Raw genomic sequence first — 18,419 nt, forward strand, 5'->3', positions numbered from 1 at the left:
ATGGTCATCACAATTGTGGCGTATGACATCAAACCCGTAGGAGCTGCCGAAGGCTGCGATCTTTTGATCTTGCTTGTCCCGAATCAGATCCAGGCCACTGCCAACAACCCGGCCCCCAACACCACACATAACGGCGAATACGCCCACGTATCCAGCCGGGCAAACCTCGATCCCTTCTCCTGCTTGAAGAACCCCACCAAATTCGAATCGCCGATCGCCCGGGCGAACATCAGCATCGCAATCGCGCTGATCACCCATTGCAGCGACCAATGATGCACCGTGGGCAGATACAGCCCGACCCGCAGGCACACCAGCATCGCGATCAGCAGTAAACCCACCGCCACCAGCAACGTGGCAAAGCCCGACGGCTTGAATGCGGGCCTTGATGCCTCACCGCCCTCCCCGGGCACTCGCGGCACCACCGCCTCGCTGCCCCACTTGCCACCCGCAGCCCAATACAGGTGGACCAGGCTGATCAATAAAAAGATTGCAGCAATCCATTGCGCGACCAAAAGGCTCATATTCAGACATCCAGCGTGAAATGTTGCAGCAGGATGAACTTCCTTACGGGTTTTTGTAAGGGTATTCGCTATCTCCCCCGTAGGAGCTGCCGCAGGCTGCGATCTTTTGACCTGGCTTTTAAAAAAACAAGATCAAAAGATCGCAGCCTGCGGCAGCTCCTACGAGGTTTATGTATACCCGAGAATTCCCGGGTGTACATAAATCGGTTTTATTTCAGGGCCGCAGAGACTTTGTCTGCCACATCCTTGGGTACCCAGGCCTGCCACACGTCCGGGTGCGCCTTCATGAACGCCTCCGCCGCTTGACGTGGCGGGGTGTGTTTTTCACTCATGTCAGCCAAGGCCTTGTTCAACGCTTCGATCGGCAAATCGACCTTGCTGAAGAACTCGGTAATCTGCGGGTATTGTTTCTGGAATGGCGTGGACACGCCGATGGACAGCTTCGAGGGCAGCGAGCGAGTCGGTTTCGGATTGGGGTTGCCGGCGTCGGTCAGGGTTTTCCAGGCTTCGGCGTCGAACGGCGGCTCTTGCAGCTGAATCAGCTTGAAACGGCCGAGCAACGGCGTCGGAGACCAGTAATAGAACAGGACCGGCTTGCCGCGACGAATCGACGAACTGATCTCTGCGTCCAGCGCCGCTCCCGAACCACTGCGAAAATTCACGTAACTGTCGTCCAGCCCATACGCCTTGAGCTTCTGCTTGTTGACCACTTCCGATGTCCAGCCGATCGGGCTGTTGAGAAAACGCCCCTTGCCCGGGGTTTCCGGGTCTTTGAACACATCTTTGTAGCGTGGCAGATCACTGATACTGCGCAGATCCGGCGCCATCGGCTTGATGCCCTTGGCCGGGTCGCCCTTGATCACGTACTCCGGCACCCACCAGCCCTCGGTGGCACCCTTGACCGTATCGCCCAGGGCCGCGACTTTGCCCTCGGCCTCAGCCTTGACCCAGACCGGGCTGCGACCGGCCCATTCTTCGCCAATGACCTGGATGTCATTGTTGGCCAGCGCGGTCTCCAGGGTAATGGTCGTCCCCGGCAAGGTGTCGGTCGGCAAGCCATAGCCCTTCTCGACGATGATCCGCAGGATATCGGTGATCAGGCTGCCACTTTCCCAGTTCAGGTCGGCGAAATGAATCGGCGCCTGGGCAGCGAACACCGGAACGGGTGAAGCCAATAAACCGAACGTGGCCAGGGTAGCGGCCAGTAACCGTCGAAATCCCTTCATGCTTTTGCACCTCGTGCTGTTCACAGCAAATAGCAGGATGGCCTGACAAAGAAGACCGCAAGCCTCTGAATACTCAGTCATCTGACTGTAGTTGAGGTTCCTGCTTTCGAGGGGCGAGGATTAATTTTCGGAAGGTTCCTGCAAGCGTGCAAGCTCTCTTCTGACCATGCTGGCGTACACCACCGGACGCAAAAGGTAGATCTGTGACGCCACCCAACTCAGCCAGGTTCCCTGTAGAACGGCCTTTTGAGCCAACAGCCGCTGCGCCTCGGCGTGGGCACTGGCCTGGTTCTGTTCGTGGAAATCGGCGCGGGTCAGGGTCATTACTCGCTGGCCTTGAAGGTCACCAGTTCGCCCTTGCGCCACTTGGCGGCCTTGGCAGTCACGGCTTTCAGGGTTTTGGTCAGGCCTTCCTGCAATTGTTGATGGGCCGCGAACACCATCACCACGCTATGACCTTCCTTGAACACAATGCCGTGGCCGTCTGCGGTGGTCACGAACGCGTAATCCCCCAGCCCGTACACCGTCAGCTTGATTTCGCGGAACTTGATGTCCAGCTTGCCGCCTTCGCGACTGGGCAATACGGAAGCGCTGAAATGATCGCCGACCTTGAGTTTAAGCCCTGGTTTGTCATCCACCACCAGCGCTGATTCAGTGTCGAGCTCGGCAATGTAAATGCCTTCAGCGTTCTGTTCGGTGATGTAGACGAAACGTGACTGAAACTGTTTAACCAGCTTTGCGCGCAAATCACCCAGTACGAACAAAGCATGCATATCGAGATTACTTACTGCCAAGGAAACATCCCCACATCTGAAAATGACGCCATGCACCGGAAATGCGCACAGCAGAAAAAAGCGGCAATGCCGAGGTGTAGCCAAATGACCCGGGTCGAATCCTGGAACGAGCAGAGGGCCCATTCACCGCGAGGTTTGAGAAGATTACTGGAACTTCCCTTACGTCGTCTTGCCTGGCGGTCGTCAGATGTTGAAGGAAAATGCCCTTCTGACGGCCAGATAAAACCGGATTACCAACTTTAGGGAAAAATCTCTTTAAAAAAAGCACTTTTCCGACATATCGCCAGTAAAAAATTGCTTTAGATGGGCATCAATCGCCAACCATTGATGGCGATTCTAGAGCAGCCATGCTCACCGAGACTACCCATAACAACGTACACACGTCGGTAAAACCACGAAAAGGACTTCATATGTGCACAATGACTCACTTTGCCCAGCCTCACACACGGCACACAAACGGCTCGTCACCTCTGCATTCGATGGTGCTTTGCCAGCAAGACTTCCTGCCCGAAGAGCGTCTACTCCCACGTTTTCAGGTGGTATTGGCCGGTAACGCCTTTTTCCACATCAGGGAAATATCCACCGGACGTGTAAGAGGTTTCCGCGGCAATCATAACGATGCCTGCGCCCTTGCCCGTTCACTCGAGGCAAGCAGCTGAGGCACCTTTCGCATTCACTTCTATAGACGTTTCGTCACACCGGCGACTTAACTCAGCCGCCGGCAGGCAACTACTGCCATACTGCCCGACCAATGAAACCCGTCCCCAGGGCGGACGGCGTTCAACACAACAACTATTTCCAAGGGAAGACTGCTACGTGACGGAATTTGATATCGGTGAATTTTTTATCCGGGGCGAAGCCAGAGAGGTCGAAGGCGAATTCCAGGCAGTCATTATCATGCGCGCCAAACCGCCGTTGACCACTGTGACGTATCACCAGGTCGAAAAGGATCGCTGGTTCAAGACCGCGGATGTCGCGACCGTCGCCGCCCAGGAAGCTGCGAAAGCCTTGAAGCTTGCCGTCGATGAAGGAGCATTGAAAGCCTGATCATCGGATTTGCAGTCTATGCTCATCCCTGCTTTTGAATATCGCTATCGAACTCCTGAAGCGCGGTTCTCTCAGATGCCTCTCAGATGCAATGAAGCCGCACCTCGGATCTCGCACTCGACGCGACGGATTATCTGCAAGGAGATGAAGATGGATTCACCCACACATGATTTGAAAGGTTTGTTCGATCAGCTCGGCCTGGACTCCAGCGAGAAGGCCATCGACGATTTCATTGCCCGTCATTCCCCCTTGGCCGATGACAAGAAACTCATTGACGCCGAGTTCTGGACCCCGCAACAAGCCGGCTTCCTCAAGGAACAACTGCGTGAAGACGCCGATTGGGCGCATGTGGTCGACGACCTGAACCTGCGCATGCACCAGATCCACTAGCCTGGGTTCAATGCAGGCTGTCGGGCATTTCGGCACTCAATTGCGCCAACCAGGCAGCCCTGCACGCTTCCTCTCAGCGAGGACTTTCCGGCTTGTAACCCAGGCGCAAACCACCCCAATGCCGGCCCTTGAGCATGATCGGCACCGAGAGGTCGTGCATCAGTTCACCGGTGTCGCGGGTGTAAGTCTGCAACAGCACGGCCTGCTGATGGCTGCCACAGCGGATCCCGGTGCGGTCGGCGAATTTGCGCTTGGTGCGGTTTTGCAGGGTATCGACCTGCACATCACCGGTCAGCGGTTTGCTGAACACGGTGTTGTGGGTCGGCACATAACCCTGCTGCGTGCAGGCGATGGCGAATACCAGACCTTCATGGCGCGGCAGCAACGGTTCCTGAATCGCCGGCAATACCTGATCGGTGTAGCGGTCGAAGCGGGTCTGGTATTTGGCCGGGCTGGTGTTGGGGATCGCCTGATAATTGCGATCAAACAGGTCATCGAGGCTGATCCGGCCCTGATCGATATCCGCTTCGAAGCGTGCCGCAATCTGACTCGCCCCTTCGCGGGCCAGGTCGTAAATTCGCTGGTGATAGTCATCCAGTCCGACTTCGGCCAGACGTTCGCTGATGGTTTCAGCCTGCCCTTCCATTTGCACCGCTGCCTGGGCGAGCCGCTGAGTCTGCTGGTCGCTGATCGCCAGATCGCTGCGCATCTGTTCGATGGCATGGAACAGACTGTCGAGTTGCTCGCGGTTGGTGTCTGCGCCCTGAGCGATTTCCCCGACCTGTCTTTCGACGCCCGCGGCCAGGCGCGCGATGTTTTCCAGGTGCTGTCCGGTGTGCTCGACTTGCGCGACGCCAGTATTGAGATCGCTCGCCAATTGACGAATCTGCTCCACCACTTGCGCCGTGCGTTGTTGAATGTCGGCAACCATCTCCCCGACTTCACCGGTCGCCGTCGCCGTGCGCGCGGCCAGCCCTCGTACCTCATCGGCCACCACCGCAAAGCCGCGACCGTGCTCGCCGGCCCGCGCCGCTTCAATGGCCGCGTTCAACGCCAACAAATTGGTCTGGCTGGCGATGGACTGGATTACCAGCGTGACCCGTTGGATATCGTCGCTGCGCAAGCTCAGAGCTTCGATCAGCTCGCGGCTGCTGCTGGCGCGCTGACTGAGTTGATGCATGCGCGCAATGGACTCGACCAGTTCCGTGCGCCCTGCCGCGCTGCTCTGATGGGCTTCGCTGGCTGCGCTCAAGGCTTCCCGACTGAGCTTCGACGTAGCGTGTTCGGTGGTGATCATCACTTCGGCGCTGCTGACAATCTGCGCCGCGGCGTTGAGCTGCGATTGCAGCTTGTCCGCCAGTTGCTTGACCGAATAGGCCACGCCGGCTGCCGACAAGGCGTTATGACTGGTGGTGTAGGAGAGATCGCGAGTCAATCCAGCGATGGCGCTGGTGCTGTCCGCAGCGTTCGCCTCAGGGAGAGTGCGCGAGCGCAGGCGCGGCAGCCAGATAATCAGCACGGCCAACGGCAGGCCAAGGTAAAGCGACCAGCCAGCCAATGCCATGCCGCACAGCAATAGCATCAGGGCGATGCTTTGCAGGGTCGGCGTCAGCCAAAGGTTTTTCGGCAAAAGTACTGGTGCAGGCATTGCCTCAACCAGAGATCCGTCCCTCGTCATCTTCGTCACCCCACGCGTTTTCTAATTGTTGTGATCGCATTAAACGCCACTACAAAGCCATTATCTATGGTCCATTAGTAGTGGGGGGTTGAAGCAGATCAATAGAAGTGCGTGGGATTTTTCGCAGACGTCGAAAAGCAAAGATCGCAGCCTTCGGCAGCTCCTACATGGGTTCGCATAAATCTGTAGGAGCTGCCGAAGGCCGCGATCTTTTCAGTGGCAACCAGTTATTAACTGGTTACCCCACAGAATCAGGCCTGACGCTGGTGCTTGTCGATCTGTTCGTGACGCTCTTGAGCTTCGATGCAGTACTTGGTGGTCGGGCTGATCAGCAGGCGTTTCAGGCCGATGGCCTCGCCGCTGTCATCGCACCAGCCAAAGCTGTCTTCCTTGATGCGTTCCAGGGCCTGTTCCAACTGAGGCAGCATGCGCTGGTCGCGATCGATCGCGTTCACCAGCCAGGTGCGCTCTTCTTCGACGGAAGCCGCGTCAGCCGGATCGGCCGGGGTGTCCAGGCTCTCGATGGCGATGCGATTCTGCTCGATGCGCTCATGGGTTTCGACTTTCATGTTCTGCAACAGCTCGGAGAAAAAAGCATGTTGCTCGGCATTCATGTAGTCATCCGCCGGCATGGCCAGCAACTTGTCCTTTGTCATTGATATCTCTATAAAAAAACGTGCATTAAGGCGAATTAGGGAGCGATCCGTTGAACCTGAGGCGGTCATTGGAAAGGCGCCGTTTATTCCAAGCGCCACCCGGCACTCAATTTACGAGGGGCGGCAGTCTAAGGCCGACTTGAGGCCTCAGCAACTGAAAAGACAGCAAATCTGTCCGACAAAGCCCTGAAAGTGCGCTACGGCAGGCTTTGAGCCGCTTATCGGAGTGCGTTTATAGCAAGAAATTCAGTCGAGCGGCTGTATATAGAAGACAAACGGCTGCGCCACGCGGGTCAGGCGTGGCGCATTTTCGTGTTTCTTCCGGCTTCAGCGCTTGAGTTTGCGCTTGTTGCGGTATTGGTCGATGACCACCGCCACCACAATAATCAGCCCCTTGATGATGTCTTGAATATAAGCATCAACACCGACAAAGGTAAAGCCGCTGGCCATGACCCCGAGGATCAACGCGCCAATCACGGTGCCGGTGATCCGCCCTACGCCACCGGCCAGGCTGGTGCCGCCGATGACCGCTGCGGCAATTGCGTCCAGTTCATAAGACATGCCCATCCCGGCCTGCCCGGTCGCGGCCCGCGCCGACGCCACCACTCCTGCCAGGCCTGCAAGCAACCCGGCGATGCTGTAGACGATCACCAGATGCCGCTTGACGTTGATCCCGGAGGTGCGCGCCGCCTGCATGTTGCCGCCGATGGCGTAGGTGTACTTGCCGTACTTGGTGTAGCGCAGGGCGATGTGAAAGATCACCGCCACCACTAGAAAGATGATCACCGGCATCGCGCCGTGTCCGATGGCCGTGTAGGAATCCGAGAGCATGCTCACCGGCTGACCTTCGGTGTAGTAGCGCGCCAGACCGCGGGCCGAGACCATCATGCCGAGGGTGGCAATGAACGGCGGAATCCCGGTGATCGCAATGATGCTGCCGTTGATCGCCCCCGCCAGCAATCCCACCCCAAGCCCGACGATCACTGGAATCCACACCGGCAAGTCAGTCAGGGACGGAAACACCGCCCGGGCAAAGTCCGAGGTCTGCGCCAGGCTGGCGGCAATCATCGCCGACAACGCCAGCACCGAACCGGAGGACAGATCAATACCGGTGGTGATGATAACCTGGGTCACCCCGATCGCCAGCAGGCCGATGATCGACACCTGCAGGATCATCAGCACCAGACGCTGAGAGTTCATCAGGAAGCTCTGGTCCCGCACGATCCAGCCGAACATTTCGAAGACCAGGCCGATGCCGATCAGCACCAGGAAGATACTCAACTCGGTCGGAAGGCGCCGGCGACTCTTGACCGGTGCCACTGCAGGCTTGTTTTCCAGTATCGCGTTCATAACCACTCACCCTTCTATTACGTCGCGACGGCAGCCATGGCCACCGCCAGCATCCATTAGTGAACCGCGGACATGCCCGAGGCCAGTTGCATTACCCGTTCCTGGGTCGCTTCTCTGCGGTCGAGGGTGCCCATCAGGTCGCCCTCGTGCATGACCATGACCCGATCGCTCATGCCCAGCACTTCCGGCAGTTCAGAGGAAATCATGATCACCGCCATGCCTTCGCTGGCGAGGTAGGAAATAAGCCGGTAGATCTCGGCCTTGGCGCCAACATCGATGCCCCGGGTCGGCTCGTCGAGAATCAGGATGCGCGGATTGGTCATCAGCCAGCGCGCCAGCAAGGCCTTCTGCTGATTACCGCCGGACAGCGTGTCGATGCATTGCTCCAGCGACGGCGTTTTCACCCGCAGCTTCTTGCACATGTCTTCACACAACGCCCGCAGGGCTTTCTGCTGGATGAAGCCATTGCCGACGTAATGGGGCAAGACTGCCATTTCCATGTTCTCCAGCACCGACAGGCACGGGAACAGGCCGCTGAGCTTGCGATCTTCGGTCAACAGCGCGAAGCCCTTCTCGATCGCCATGTGCGGATCGCTGATGCGCACCACCTCGCCGTCGAGGCGAATTTCGCCACCGTCACTTGGGGTGATGCCGAAGATCGCTTCGGCGACGTTGGTCCTTCCCGAGCCCATCAACCCGGCGATGCCAAGGATTTCCCCGGCATGCAGGTCGAAGGAGACGCCTTTGAAAATGCCGTCCAGCTTGAGGTCGCGTACCGATAGCAACAGATCGCCGATCGGCTTCTCGCGCACCGGGAACAACTGGCTCAGTTCGCGGCCGACCATCATCGAAATCAGGCTGTCGCCGTCCATGCTGTCGGCCCGCTGCAGGCCAATGTAGGCGCCATCACGGAACACCGCCACTTCATCGGCGATGCTGAACACTTCGTTCATTTTGTGGGTGATGTAGATGATGCCTTTGCCCTGGCTCTTGAGGTCGGCAATGATCGAGAACAGATGCGCGACTTCCTTATCGGTGATGGCCGAGGTTGGCTCGTCCATGATCAGGACGTCGGAGTCATAGGACACAGCCTTGGCGATCTCGACCATCTGCCGTTCGGCGATGCTCAGGTTGCCCACCTGCTCTTCCGGGTCGAGGTTGATCCGCAGACGTTCCAGCAGTTTGGCGGTGCAACGGTGCATCTCGCGATGGTCAATCATGTGCAGGCCGTTGAGCTGCTCGCGGCCGATCCAGATGTTCTCGGCGATGCTCATGTGCGGCATCAGGTTGAGTTCCTGGTGGATCATTGCGATCCCGGCCTGGAGCGCAGCCAGTGGTGTTTCAAAGACCACCGGCTTGCCCCGCAGGCGCAACTCGCCGGCGTCCGGCTGGTAGATGCCGGCAATGATTTTCATCAGGGTGGATTTGCCTGCGCCGTTCTCGCCCATCAGCGCCAGCACGGAACCGGGACGCACCCGAAGTTGTACGTCGGACAAGGCCACCACACCGGGAAAACCCTTGCTGACGTTGATGATCTCCAGCAGGTACGGCTCATCGACAGGTGTTGCGGTTGGCTGGATACCCACTAACGGGGTGCTCGAAGCAGTCGCTGAAGCGAACATGATCAGGTCCTCCATCAGCAAGGTCGCGTCGCAACCTTGCGTGCTTATTGTTGTTATCGAACGGACGGGCTATTTGAAGGTGTCGACGTTTTGCAGCGTGATCAAGCGATACGGCACCCACACGGCCGACTCGACCGGTTCGTTCTTGGCCATTTTCACCGCCGTGTCGATCGAACCGTCCGCCTGCCCCTTGGCATCCTGGAACACCGAGACCAGCAGAGAGCCCTTCTTCACCGCGTTCAAACCGTCGGGCGTACCGTCGACACCGGCGATCAGCACACTGCCTTTGGCAACGCCAGCCTGTTGCAGGGCCATTGCCGCGCCAATCGCCATCTCGTCGTTGTTAGAGACCACCGCGTCGAATTTGCGGCCTTGGGTCAGCCAGTCGTTGACCAGGGTCATGCCCTTGTCCCGCGACCAGATGCCGGACTGCTCTTGCTCGATCTTGATGTTCGGGTACTTGGTCAGCACCTCTTTTACGCCCTTGGTGCGGTTGGTGGTGGAGTTGTTGGCCAAATCACCGAGCAGAATCACGATGTCGCCCTTGCCGCCCATTTTTTCGGCCAGGTACTGCATCTGCATCTGGCCGGCCTCCAGATCGTTGGAAGCGACAGTGACCACGCCTTTGGGCAGGTTCATGTCATCGGGACGACGATTGACGTACACCAGTGGAATACCGGCCTTGACCGCTGCTTCAGTGATTTTTTTGGTGGCGGCGGTATCCACCGGGTTGACCACAATGGCGTCGACCTTCTGACTGATGAAGCTTTCTACCTGGCTCAACTGCCTGACCACGTCGCTGCGGGCGTCTTCGAACTGCAGCTTGACGCCATCGGGGTAGGACTTGGCTTTGGTGTCCATGGATTCGCGCAGGTAGGTCAGCCAGGTGTCATCGAACTGCGACATGCTGACGCCGATCTTCATGTCAGCGAGTGCGGCGCCGCTGGCGAACATCAGGGACAAGGCCAGCGAGGCGAAACGGATCTTGGTCTTCATGAAAAGTCTTTCTCCACATTCTTGTTGGTTTTATGGATAAGGCGTGACGATTTCAGTGAGTGGGCAAGCGGACAATCGGTGCCCCCGGAATACAGCAGACCAGGGCGCCGTTGCGTTCGACGCAAAGCAAGCGAAAGAAGGAATGAAACGAGACGCGAGGCAGGTCGCGAGAGAGGTGCAGCGCGGAACGTAAAGCATGCAAAGCAGAGTTGAAGGTTTTCATCGACGGTACCTGGCTTTTGTTTCTTGTTTTTGGTGCGTCCTTCACCCGTTCAAGGCCTGCTTGAGCGTGATCGGACGTTGATAGTCGGCAACCTGGAAATGACTTTATTGGAAAATAATTTCTATATCAACTCATTTTAGAATTTTATTCTGATTTTATTCCATGGCTCTCGAACGGGCTCAGTGCCACCACTTGATGCCGCTCGAAACTTAGCCGCGCAGCGTCTAGTACGCGGGTGGTCGCCAGTGCATCACGGGCGTCGACCGGCAGTGGGCCACCGCTCTGTAACGCGGTTTGTAGCTGCAAATAGAACTGATTCCAGCAGCCACGCTCGGACGGCACCCGCTCACGCACCTCGCCCTGCTCAAACCATCCCCAACGCCGGTGCTCTTCGACGCCCCAGCGCTCGCCTTCGGATTTCGGCGTAAGCCCGGCGAGGGTCGACGCCTCCTGCCCATCCAGACCGTCGACGCTGTAGCAGCCCTGGGTGCCGGTCACGCGAAAGCGCGGGCCGGGGGTGTTCTGCAGGCAACTGCCGCCCAAGTGCGAGATCACGCCGTTGGCATGGGTCAGGGACATAAAGAAGCCGTTGTCGAAGGGCTGGCCTTTTTCGAGGTAATCCAGTTCGGCATAGACCCGGGTGACGGGGCCGAACAACAGGAGCGCCTGATCCACCAGGTGGCTGCCCAGATCGCGCAGGAAACCGCCGCCGCTGCCGTTGTTCACCGACTGCGGCGAATAACGCTCGATCCGCGATTCGAAACGGGTGACCTGCCCCAGCGCACCGGACGCAATGAGTTTGCGCACGGTGAGAAAGTCCGAATCCCAGCGCCGGTTCTGGTAGACGCTCAGTTGCACGCCCTGGCGCTCGGCCATGGTGATCAGGGTTTGCGCCTGTTGCGCATCGGCAGCGAACGGTTTGTCGCTGACCACTGCCACCTCATGTTCGATGGCGTCGAGCACCAGCGCCGGGCGACCTTTGAGCGGTGTGGAGATCACCAACACATCGACCCCGGCTTCGACCAGTCGGCCAATGCTGTCGAAGGCCGGCACGCCAGGGTGTTCCGCCGCCAGCAGTTGTCGGCGCTCGGCAGAACGGGTGACCACGCCCACAAAGGTGGCCGCCGGCAAACTGCTGATTAGCGGAGCATGGAAAAACCGGCCGCCATGGCCGTAACCGACAAGTCCGATACGCATGAAAGTATTCTCCTTATAGAACGCGGCCCCTGTGGGAGCGGGCTTGTGTGGCGAGGGGGCTTGCCCCCGTTCGACTGCGAAGCAGTCGTAAAACCAGTCACTGCTTTCTAAATTCAAGATCGCGGTGATTGGTTTTAGGGGTGCTTCGCGCCCCAACGGGGGCAAGCCCCCTCGCCACACAAGCCCGCTCCCACAGGTTTTGTGTAAGGTCCGTCAGCGGCAGAGTTCGCTTTTGACGCGTTCGAGCATTATGCGGTTGGACTCGTCCGGCCGGTCTTCCCAGGCGAATACCGAGACGGTAGCGATGCCATCGAACTTGATCTCGCGCAAGGTGCCGAAAAACGCTTCCCAGTCGACCTCGCCCTGGCCGATGTCCAGATGCTGGTGCACGGTGGCGGTGACGCCCGGCGGGTTGACGATGTAGCGCAAGCCCGAGGAAGCCTTGTGGTTGTAGGTGTCGGCGATGATCAGGTGGCTCAGCTTTGAGCCGGCGTACTTGAGCATCGAGGCGATATCACCGACACCGTCGTCATAGAAAAACGTGTGCGGAGCGGCGTAGAGGTAGTTGATCCAGTCACGGTCCAGCCCGCGAATGATGTCCACGGACTCGTTATTGCGCTCGCAGAAATCGTAAGGATGAGCCTGGATATCGAGCTTGATGCCTTCGCGTTCAAACTCGGGGATCAACTCGTCCATGGAGCGCATGAACTGGTTCTCGCACACCAGCGGGTTGTCCGACTGGCCGGTGAACTCGGTATTGACCAGTTCGCAGTCCATCTCCACGGCAATCTGGATCGCGCGTTTCCAGTTACGCACGGCGGCCACACGCAAACCTTCATCGGCAGCAGCCCAGTGGTACATCGGTAATAAGGAAGAGAGTTTGACCCCGGTGTCGCTCAGGGCTTTACGGAATTCCTTGATCCGCGCCTTGTCGACCCGCGGGGCTTTATAGAACGGCAGGAAATCTTCCCGGGGCGACAGCTCGATGTGTTCGTAACCGAGCTCGGCAACCTTGTCGACCATCTTGCCCAGGGACAGGTTGCGGTACATGTAGGGGTCTAGTGCGATGCGCATGTTTTTTGTTCTCCTTAACCAGAATCGACGCCGTCCCCTGTAGGAGCTGCCGAAGGCTGCGATCTTTTGATCTTGATTCTAAAAAGCGAAGTCAAAAGATCGCAGCCTGCGGCAGCTCCTACATGATCGATGAGTGTCAGCAAAGATCAGGTTTTGTTAGCCGTAGAAACGGGGGCGGTCTGGCAGGCCGACTTTTACGATCTGGCCGCTGTTCTGCGCTTCGATGCAGGCATCCGCCGCCACCGCTGCCGCGTAACCATCCCACGCCGACGGCCCGCCGACCTGCCCGGCCCGCACGCCATCGATAAACGCCTGCAACTCGACGTCATACGCGGCGATGAAGCGATCCTTCCAGTCCATCAGAATCGCATTCGACAGCTTCGCCCCGCTGCGTAACTGAACCTGCGACGGCTCCGGCAGTTTGGCGATGCCGGTCTCCCCCACCACTTCGCACTGGATGTCGTAGCCGTATTGGCAATTGACGAACACTTCCACATCGATGCGCGTGCCCTTGGCGGTTTCCAGCAGCACGATCTGCGGGTCTTTCAAATGGGCGTGGGCCTTGCTGGTCTTGCGTGGGAACACCACCTGCACCGACACATAATCGTCGTCGAGCAACCAGCGCAACACGTCCAGCTCATGGATCAGTGTGTCGGTGATCGCCATGTCGGTCTTGTAGTTCTCGCCCACGGTCGGGTTGCGGTGGGCGCAATGCAGCATCAACGGCTCGCCGATCTGGCCGCTGTCGATCACGGCTTTCAACGCCCGATAACCTTCATCGTATGGGCGCATGAAACCGACCTGCACCAGACGCTTGCCGTGGGCCACTTCGGCCTCGACGATCTTGCGGCAGCCTTCGGCGGTGACCGCCAGCGGCTTTTCGCAGAACACCGGTTTGCCCGCGGCAATCGCCGCCAGTACGAACTCTTCGTGGCTCGGGCCCCAAGAGGTCACGAGGATCGCTTCGACTTCCGGTGCCTTGATCAGCGCATGACCGTCGGGATAGACCTCGGCAGTCAGTTTCAGATCGGAAACGACCTTGGCCGCTTGCTGCAGATTGATGTCGGTGACCGCGACAACCTGGCTATTGAGCAAGGTCTGGCTGCAACGACGGATGTGATCCTGGCCGATGGCCCCGGTGCCGATAACGCCGATCCGCAACGAATTGGAAAGCAAAGACATATAAACACTCCTGTGGGTTCGTTCAGGGCAATCAGTATTGACGGGCCTTGGCCAGTCGCTCATTGAGGGTCTTGGCCACCGCATCGGTGCGGGCGCTGGTGGAAACTTGCGCCACGCCGACCCGCCACCACGACAGGTATTTGTGAATCATGGTTTTGGGCAGGACCTTGATATCGATCAGCGTCGACACCGTCTGCAACCGCGCATCCGCCAACGCAGCTTGCAACTCTTCAACGGTGTTCACTTTGTAAGTCTTGCAGCCGTACGCCGCTGCGCTCATGGCGAAATCCACCGGCACGAAGCCGCCATCGAGCTTGCCGGTTTCCGGATTACGGAAACGGAACTCGGTGCCGAAGCTGTCCATGCCGTGTTCCATTTGCAGGTTGTTGATGCAGCCGAAGGTCATGTTGTCCAGCAGCACCACGTTGATCTTGCGTCGCTCCTGGATCGAGGTCGCCAGCTCCGAGTGCAGCATCATGTAGGAGCCGTCGCCCACCAGTGCGTAGACCTCGCGCTCAGGCTCGGCGAGCTTCACGCCCAGTGCGGCGTTCACCTCGTAACCCATGCACGAATAACCGTACTCGACGTGGTAAGTGTTCACGCCCTTGCTACGCCAGCTGCGCTGCAAGTCACCGGGCAAACTGCCGGCGGCGGCGACGATTACGGCGTCATCGCCCAGGGTTTCATTGAGCACGCCGAGCACCCGGCTCTGGGTCAGGCAGGAACCGGTCAGCTCGATGAATTCGCGCAGCACTGCCGGGTCCAGGTGATCGTTGATTTCAGGAACGAAATCTTTCGCTTGGTATTCAACCTGATAGATGCGATCGACTTCCTCATCCAGTTGCGCCTTGGCCTGGCGGGGTTGATCGCCCCAGATCGAGCGGTAATCACCCAACGCTTCGGCCAGTGCCTGCAAACCGGTTTTGGCGTCCGCCAGCAGCTGCACGCCGTCGAGCTTCAGGGCATCGCAGGGGCTGATATTGAGGTTCAGAAATTGCACATCCGGGTGCTTGAACAAGGACTTCGACGCGGTGGTGAAATCACTGTAGCGAGTACCCACACCGATAATCAAATCAGCATCCTTGGCCAACAGGTTCGCCGCCAGGCAACCGGTTTCACCGATCCCGCCGACGTTCAGCGGATGGCTGGACACCACCGCACTTTTGCCGGCCTGGGTTTCGGCGAAAGGAATATCGAAGCGCTCGGCGAACGCCTGCAACGCTGCGTTTGCGCCGGAGTATTTGACCCCACCGCCGCAGATGATCAGTGGCTTGCGCTTGCCTTTGAACAGGGCTAACGCATCACCGAGCATCGCTTCGGTGGCCGGGCGGCGCTCGATACGGTGCACGCGTTTTTGCAGGAAGTAATCGGGATAGTCGTAAGCCTCGGCCTGCACGTCTTGCGGCAAGGCCAGGGTCACCGCGCCGGTTTCGGCGGGGTCGGTGAGCACGCGCATGGCGTGGATCGCCGCGGTCATCAGTTGCTCGGGACGGTTGATCCGGTCCCAGTATTTGCTCACGGCCTTGAACGCATCGTTGGTGCTGATGCTCAGGTCGTGAAACTGCTCGATCTGCTGCAACACCGGGTCGGGTTGGCGGCACGCATAAACGTCGCCGGGCAACAACAGCAAGGGAATACGGTTGGCGGTGGCCGTCGCGGCAGCGGTCAGCATGTTCGCCGCACCCGGGCCCACCGATGAAGAACAGGCGTAGATCTTGCGCCGCAGGTGTTGCTTGGCGAAACCGATGGCGGCGTGGGCCATGCCTTGCTCGTTGCGCCCCTGATGGACGATCAGGTCGCCGCTGTCCTGTTCCAGGGCTTGCCCCAGACCCAGCACGTTACCGTGGCCGAAAATGGTAAAGATCCCGGTGACGAATTTGCTCTGAACCCCATCGACCTCGATGTACTGGTTATCGAGGAATTTCACCAGGGCCTGGGCCATGGTCAGTCTTGTTGTGGTCATGCTTGCACCTTTTTGTGAATGCAAATCCGATCCCCTGTAGGAGCTGCCGAAGGCTGCGATCTTTTGATCTTGATCTTTAAAAACAAGATCAAAAGATCGCAGCCTTCGGCAGCTCCTACAGGGGGAGATGTCAGCTCAGGGATTTCTGCAGGTGATCCATGCTCGCGCCAATCGCCGTCTGGATATCCGTCAGGCCATGGACGCTGTCGGCGAACGGTTCGAACGACAGGTAGCCGCTGTAGCCGGTAGCGAGCAGGGTTTCGATCTGCGCCGCGTTGCCGAGGATGTCGCCCTCGCCCACCAGCACCCGATGGCCATCGCGGATTGTCGCCAGCGGTGCCTCGGCATCTTCGACGCCGGAGATATGCACCAACCCGGTCAGCTCGGGGAAGAATTCATGTTCGCTGGCCAGGTGATGGTGAAAGGTGTCATGCACCAGACGGAACACATCCAGCCCACCGATGGCCTTGATTGCATCGACTGCGGTGCGTTTGCGCCGCAGCGAGCATTCTTCGAAACCCAGCGGCTCGATGAAACCGAGAATGCCGTGATCGCGCAGGATCGGCGCCAGTTCACTCAACGCCGTGCGCAGCCCGGAAGCACGCTGCGCTTCGGTTCGTGGATCGGCGCGGTCGTTCAACGGGCACATCACCAAACCCTGCGCGCCGCAATCACGGGCATAAGCAGCAAGCTTCAGCGCGTGTGCACGGCGCTCGTCATTCCACACATCGAACGGATACAGCGCGTTGATCGACAGCACGGTGATGCCTTTGGCCGCGCACAGCTCACGCACGTGTTCGGGCGCGGTCCCGTCCTCGATCTCGACACCCTTGAGGTCGTTGCGGATCTCGATGGCGTCGGCCTTGAGCGTCACCGCCAACTCGATGAACGCGGGCAGGGACAAACGTGGGGCGACCATACGGTTCAGGGCGAAACGCAGGGGTTTGCTCATTTTTTGTTGTTCTCCGCACAAGTGAATTATTTGGCAGTCGGCATGCTGAACTCAGGGCCCTTGGCGATGCTGTCGGGCCAGCGCTGCATCACGCTTTTGTAGCGGCTGTAGAAGCGAATGCCTTCTTCACCGTAAGCGTGGTGATCACCGAACAGCGAGCGCTTCCAGCCGCCAAACGAGTGCCAGGCCATCGGTACCGGAATCGGTACGTTGATGCCGACCATGCCGACCTTGATGTTGCGGGCAAACGAGCGGGCAATGCCGCCATCGCTGGTGAAACAGGACACGCCATTGCCGAACTCATGGGCGTTGATCAGTGCCACGGTGCTGGCGAAATCCGGCACGCGCACGATGCCCAGCACCGGGCCGAAAATCTCTTGCTGGTAAATGCTCATCTCGGTCGTGACGTTGTCGAACAGCGTCGCGCCGACGAAGAAACCGTTCTCGGCGCCCGGCACCTTGAAGTTGCGCCCGTCGACAATCAGCTGCGCGCCCTGGGCCACGCCTTCGCCGATAAAGCCCTCGACCCTGGCCTTGTGCTCGGCAGTCACCAGCGGCCCCATGTCGCTGTCGCCCTGCATGCCGTTGCCGACCTTTAGTTGATCAATGCGCGGCAGCAGTTTGGCAATCAACTGGTCGCCGACATCACCGACGGCCACAGCAATCGAAATCGCCATGCAGCGCTCACCGGCCGAGCCGTACGCCGCGCCGATCAATGCATCTGCCGCTTGATCCAGATCCGCGTCGGGCATGACGATCATGTGGTTCTTCGCCCCGCCCAGCGCCTGTACGCGTTTGCCGCGCGAAGTCGCTTGCTGGTGGATGTACTCGGCAATCGGCGTCGAACCGACAAAGGAAATCGCCTCGATGTCCGGGTGTTGCAGCAAGGCGTCGACCGCGGTCTTGTCGCCTTGGACCACGTTGAACACACCGTCCGGCAGCCCGGCTTCGGTCAATAATTTCGCCATCAGCAAACTGGCCGACGGGTCGCGTTCGGAGGGTTTGAGGATGAAGCAGTTACCGGTGACCAGCGCGATCGGGATCATCCACAGCGGCACCATCACCGGGAAGTTGAACGGGGTTACACCGGCACAAACGCCCAACGGCTGGCGCAGGTTCCAGTTGTCGATGCCACCGCCAATGTTGTCGCTGAACTCGGTTTTCAGCAGGTTCGGCGCACCGCAGGCGTACTCGACGATTTCGATGCCGCGCGTCACTTCGCCCTTGGCGTCCGAGAACACCTTGCCGTGTTCGCGACTGATGATTTCCGCCAGTTCGTTGTGATGGCGGTCAAGCAGTTCCTTGAACTTGAACATCACCCGCGAACGGCGCAGGGACGATTGCTCGGACCACGCCGGGAACGCCTTCAGGGCTGAGACGACGGCATCGTCCACGGTCTTCTGGCTGGCCAGCCCGACCCGCGCCTGTACCGCGCCGGTGGCCGGATTGAAGACATTGCTGAACCGCTCGCTGCCGCTGTCCTGCACCTGACCGTCGATGTAATGGCCTATAACCTGGGCGTCGCTCATTGTTCTTGTTCTCCGTTCG

General features: G+C 58.9%; 18 protein-coding genes. 3 read left to right on the forward strand and 15 right to left on the reverse strand.

Features of this window, described 5'->3' with window-relative positions; genetic code table 11:
* Nucleotides 1-83: 83 nt before the first annotated feature.
* From JFU11_RS12645 to JFU11_RS12660, 4 genes are all read right to left on the reverse strand, one after another.
* A complete protein-coding gene (locus JFU11_RS12645; RefSeq protein ID WP_123360815.1) occupies nucleotides 84-521 on the reverse strand; it encodes a DUF3995 domain-containing protein in 438 nt (145 codons plus the stop codon).
* Nucleotides 522-730: 209 nt separating this feature from the next.
* Entirely contained in the window at nucleotides 731-1,747 is a 1,017-nt protein-coding gene (locus JFU11_RS12650; protein ID WP_123722255.1) for an ABC transporter substrate-binding protein, read from the reverse strand.
* A 120-nt stretch (nucleotides 1,748-1,867) separates the two neighbouring features.
* Nucleotides 1,868-2,071, reverse strand: a complete 204-nt coding sequence (locus tag JFU11_RS12655) for a hypothetical protein (protein ID WP_201060770.1) — start codon at nucleotides 2,069-2,071, stop codon at nucleotides 1,868-1,870.
* Nucleotides 2,071-2,541, reverse strand: a complete 471-nt coding sequence (locus JFU11_RS12660; RefSeq protein ID WP_007907879.1) for a hypothetical protein — start codon at nucleotides 2,539-2,541, stop codon at nucleotides 2,071-2,073. Before JFU11_RS12660 ends, JFU11_RS12655 begins: the two co-directional genes overlap by 1 nt.
* Before the next feature lie 410 nt (nucleotides 2,542-2,951).
* Between JFU11_RS12660 and JFU11_RS28090 the strand changes: the two genes are divergently transcribed.
* The 3 genes from JFU11_RS28090 to JFU11_RS12670 all read left to right on the forward strand — a co-directional run bounded on the left by JFU11_RS28090 (nucleotide 2,952) and on the right by JFU11_RS12670 (nucleotide 3,978).
* On the forward strand, nucleotides 2,952-3,200 hold the full coding sequence (locus JFU11_RS28090) for a hypothetical protein (protein WP_123722254.1): 249 nt from the start codon (nucleotides 2,952-2,954) through the stop codon (nucleotides 3,198-3,200).
* A 157-nt stretch (nucleotides 3,201-3,357) separates the two neighbouring features.
* Nucleotides 3,358-3,588, forward strand: coding sequence for a hypothetical protein (locus JFU11_RS12665; RefSeq protein WP_052966877.1), 231 nt, complete (start codon nucleotides 3,358-3,360; stop codon nucleotides 3,586-3,588).
* A gap of 150 nt (nucleotides 3,589-3,738) precedes the next feature.
* Nucleotides 3,739-3,978 (forward strand): DUF2789 domain-containing protein, encoded by a 240-nt coding sequence (locus tag JFU11_RS12670; protein ID WP_007907886.1) that lies wholly within the window; start codon nucleotides 3,739-3,741, stop codon nucleotides 3,976-3,978.
* Between the two features lie 73 nt (nucleotides 3,979-4,051).
* On the opposite strand, the gene JFU11_RS12675 is transcribed toward JFU11_RS12670, so the two are convergent.
* The 11 genes from JFU11_RS12675 to JFU11_RS12725 all read right to left on the reverse strand — a co-directional run bounded on the left by JFU11_RS12675 (nucleotide 4,052) and on the right by JFU11_RS12725 (nucleotide 18,400).
* The gene (locus JFU11_RS12675) at nucleotides 4,052-5,656 is read right to left on the reverse strand and encodes a methyl-accepting chemotaxis protein (protein WP_201121302.1); all 1,605 of its coding nucleotides are present in this window, start codon (nucleotides 5,654-5,656) and stop codon (nucleotides 4,052-4,054) included.
* A gap of 251 nt (nucleotides 5,657-5,907) precedes the next feature.
* Nucleotides 5,908-6,312, reverse strand: a complete 405-nt coding sequence (locus JFU11_RS12680) for a TraR/DksA family transcriptional regulator (protein WP_007907888.1) — start codon at nucleotides 6,310-6,312, stop codon at nucleotides 5,908-5,910.
* Nucleotides 6,313-6,639: 327 nt separating this feature from the next.
* The gene (locus JFU11_RS12685; protein ID WP_095055795.1) at nucleotides 6,640-7,662 is read right to left on the reverse strand and encodes an ABC transporter permease; all 1,023 of its coding nucleotides are present in this window, start codon (nucleotides 7,660-7,662) and stop codon (nucleotides 6,640-6,642) included.
* A 56-nt stretch (nucleotides 7,663-7,718) separates the two neighbouring features.
* Entirely contained in the window at nucleotides 7,719-9,284 is a 1,566-nt protein-coding gene (locus tag JFU11_RS12690; RefSeq protein ID WP_123722252.1) for a sugar ABC transporter ATP-binding protein, read from the reverse strand.
* Nucleotides 9,285-9,353: 69 nt separating this feature from the next.
* Nucleotides 9,354-10,280 carry a sugar ABC transporter substrate-binding protein gene (locus tag JFU11_RS12695; protein WP_123722251.1) on the reverse strand — a complete coding sequence of 309 codons (927 nt, stop codon included), beginning with the start codon at nucleotides 10,278-10,280 and terminating at the stop codon, nucleotides 9,354-9,356.
* Between the two features lie 367 nt (nucleotides 10,281-10,647).
* The gene (locus JFU11_RS12700) at nucleotides 10,648-11,700 is read right to left on the reverse strand and encodes a Gfo/Idh/MocA family oxidoreductase (RefSeq protein WP_201060772.1); all 1,053 of its coding nucleotides are present in this window, start codon (nucleotides 11,698-11,700) and stop codon (nucleotides 10,648-10,650) included.
* A 213-nt stretch (nucleotides 11,701-11,913) separates the two neighbouring features.
* Nucleotides 11,914-12,774, reverse strand: coding sequence for a sugar phosphate isomerase/epimerase (locus JFU11_RS12705; protein ID WP_201060773.1), 861 nt, complete (start codon nucleotides 12,772-12,774; stop codon nucleotides 11,914-11,916).
* 156 nt (nucleotides 12,775-12,930) lie between these two features.
* The gene (locus tag JFU11_RS12710) at nucleotides 12,931-13,956 is read right to left on the reverse strand and encodes a Gfo/Idh/MocA family oxidoreductase (protein ID WP_201060774.1); all 1,026 of its coding nucleotides are present in this window, start codon (nucleotides 13,954-13,956) and stop codon (nucleotides 12,931-12,933) included.
* A 31-nt stretch (nucleotides 13,957-13,987) separates the two neighbouring features.
* The gene (iolD, locus tag JFU11_RS12715) at nucleotides 13,988-15,919 is read right to left on the reverse strand and encodes a 3D-(3,5/4)-trihydroxycyclohexane-1,2-dione acylhydrolase (decyclizing) (protein ID WP_201060775.1); all 1,932 of its coding nucleotides are present in this window, start codon (nucleotides 15,917-15,919) and stop codon (nucleotides 13,988-13,990) included.
* Nucleotides 15,920-16,049: 130 nt separating this feature from the next.
* Nucleotides 16,050-16,871 carry a TIM barrel protein gene (locus JFU11_RS12720; protein WP_201060776.1) on the reverse strand — a complete coding sequence of 274 codons (822 nt, stop codon included), beginning with the start codon at nucleotides 16,869-16,871 and terminating at the stop codon, nucleotides 16,050-16,052.
* A 26-nt stretch (nucleotides 16,872-16,897) separates the two neighbouring features.
* Entirely contained in the window at nucleotides 16,898-18,400 is a 1,503-nt protein-coding gene (locus tag JFU11_RS12725) for a CoA-acylating methylmalonate-semialdehyde dehydrogenase (protein ID WP_201060777.1), read from the reverse strand.
* Nucleotides 18,401-18,419: the final 19 nt, after the last annotated feature.

Source organism: Pseudomonas sp. TH37 (assembly GCF_016650735.1).
In the GTDB taxonomy this organism is placed as follows: Bacteria; Pseudomonadota; Gammaproteobacteria; order Pseudomonadales; family Pseudomonadaceae; genus Aquipseudomonas; species Aquipseudomonas farris.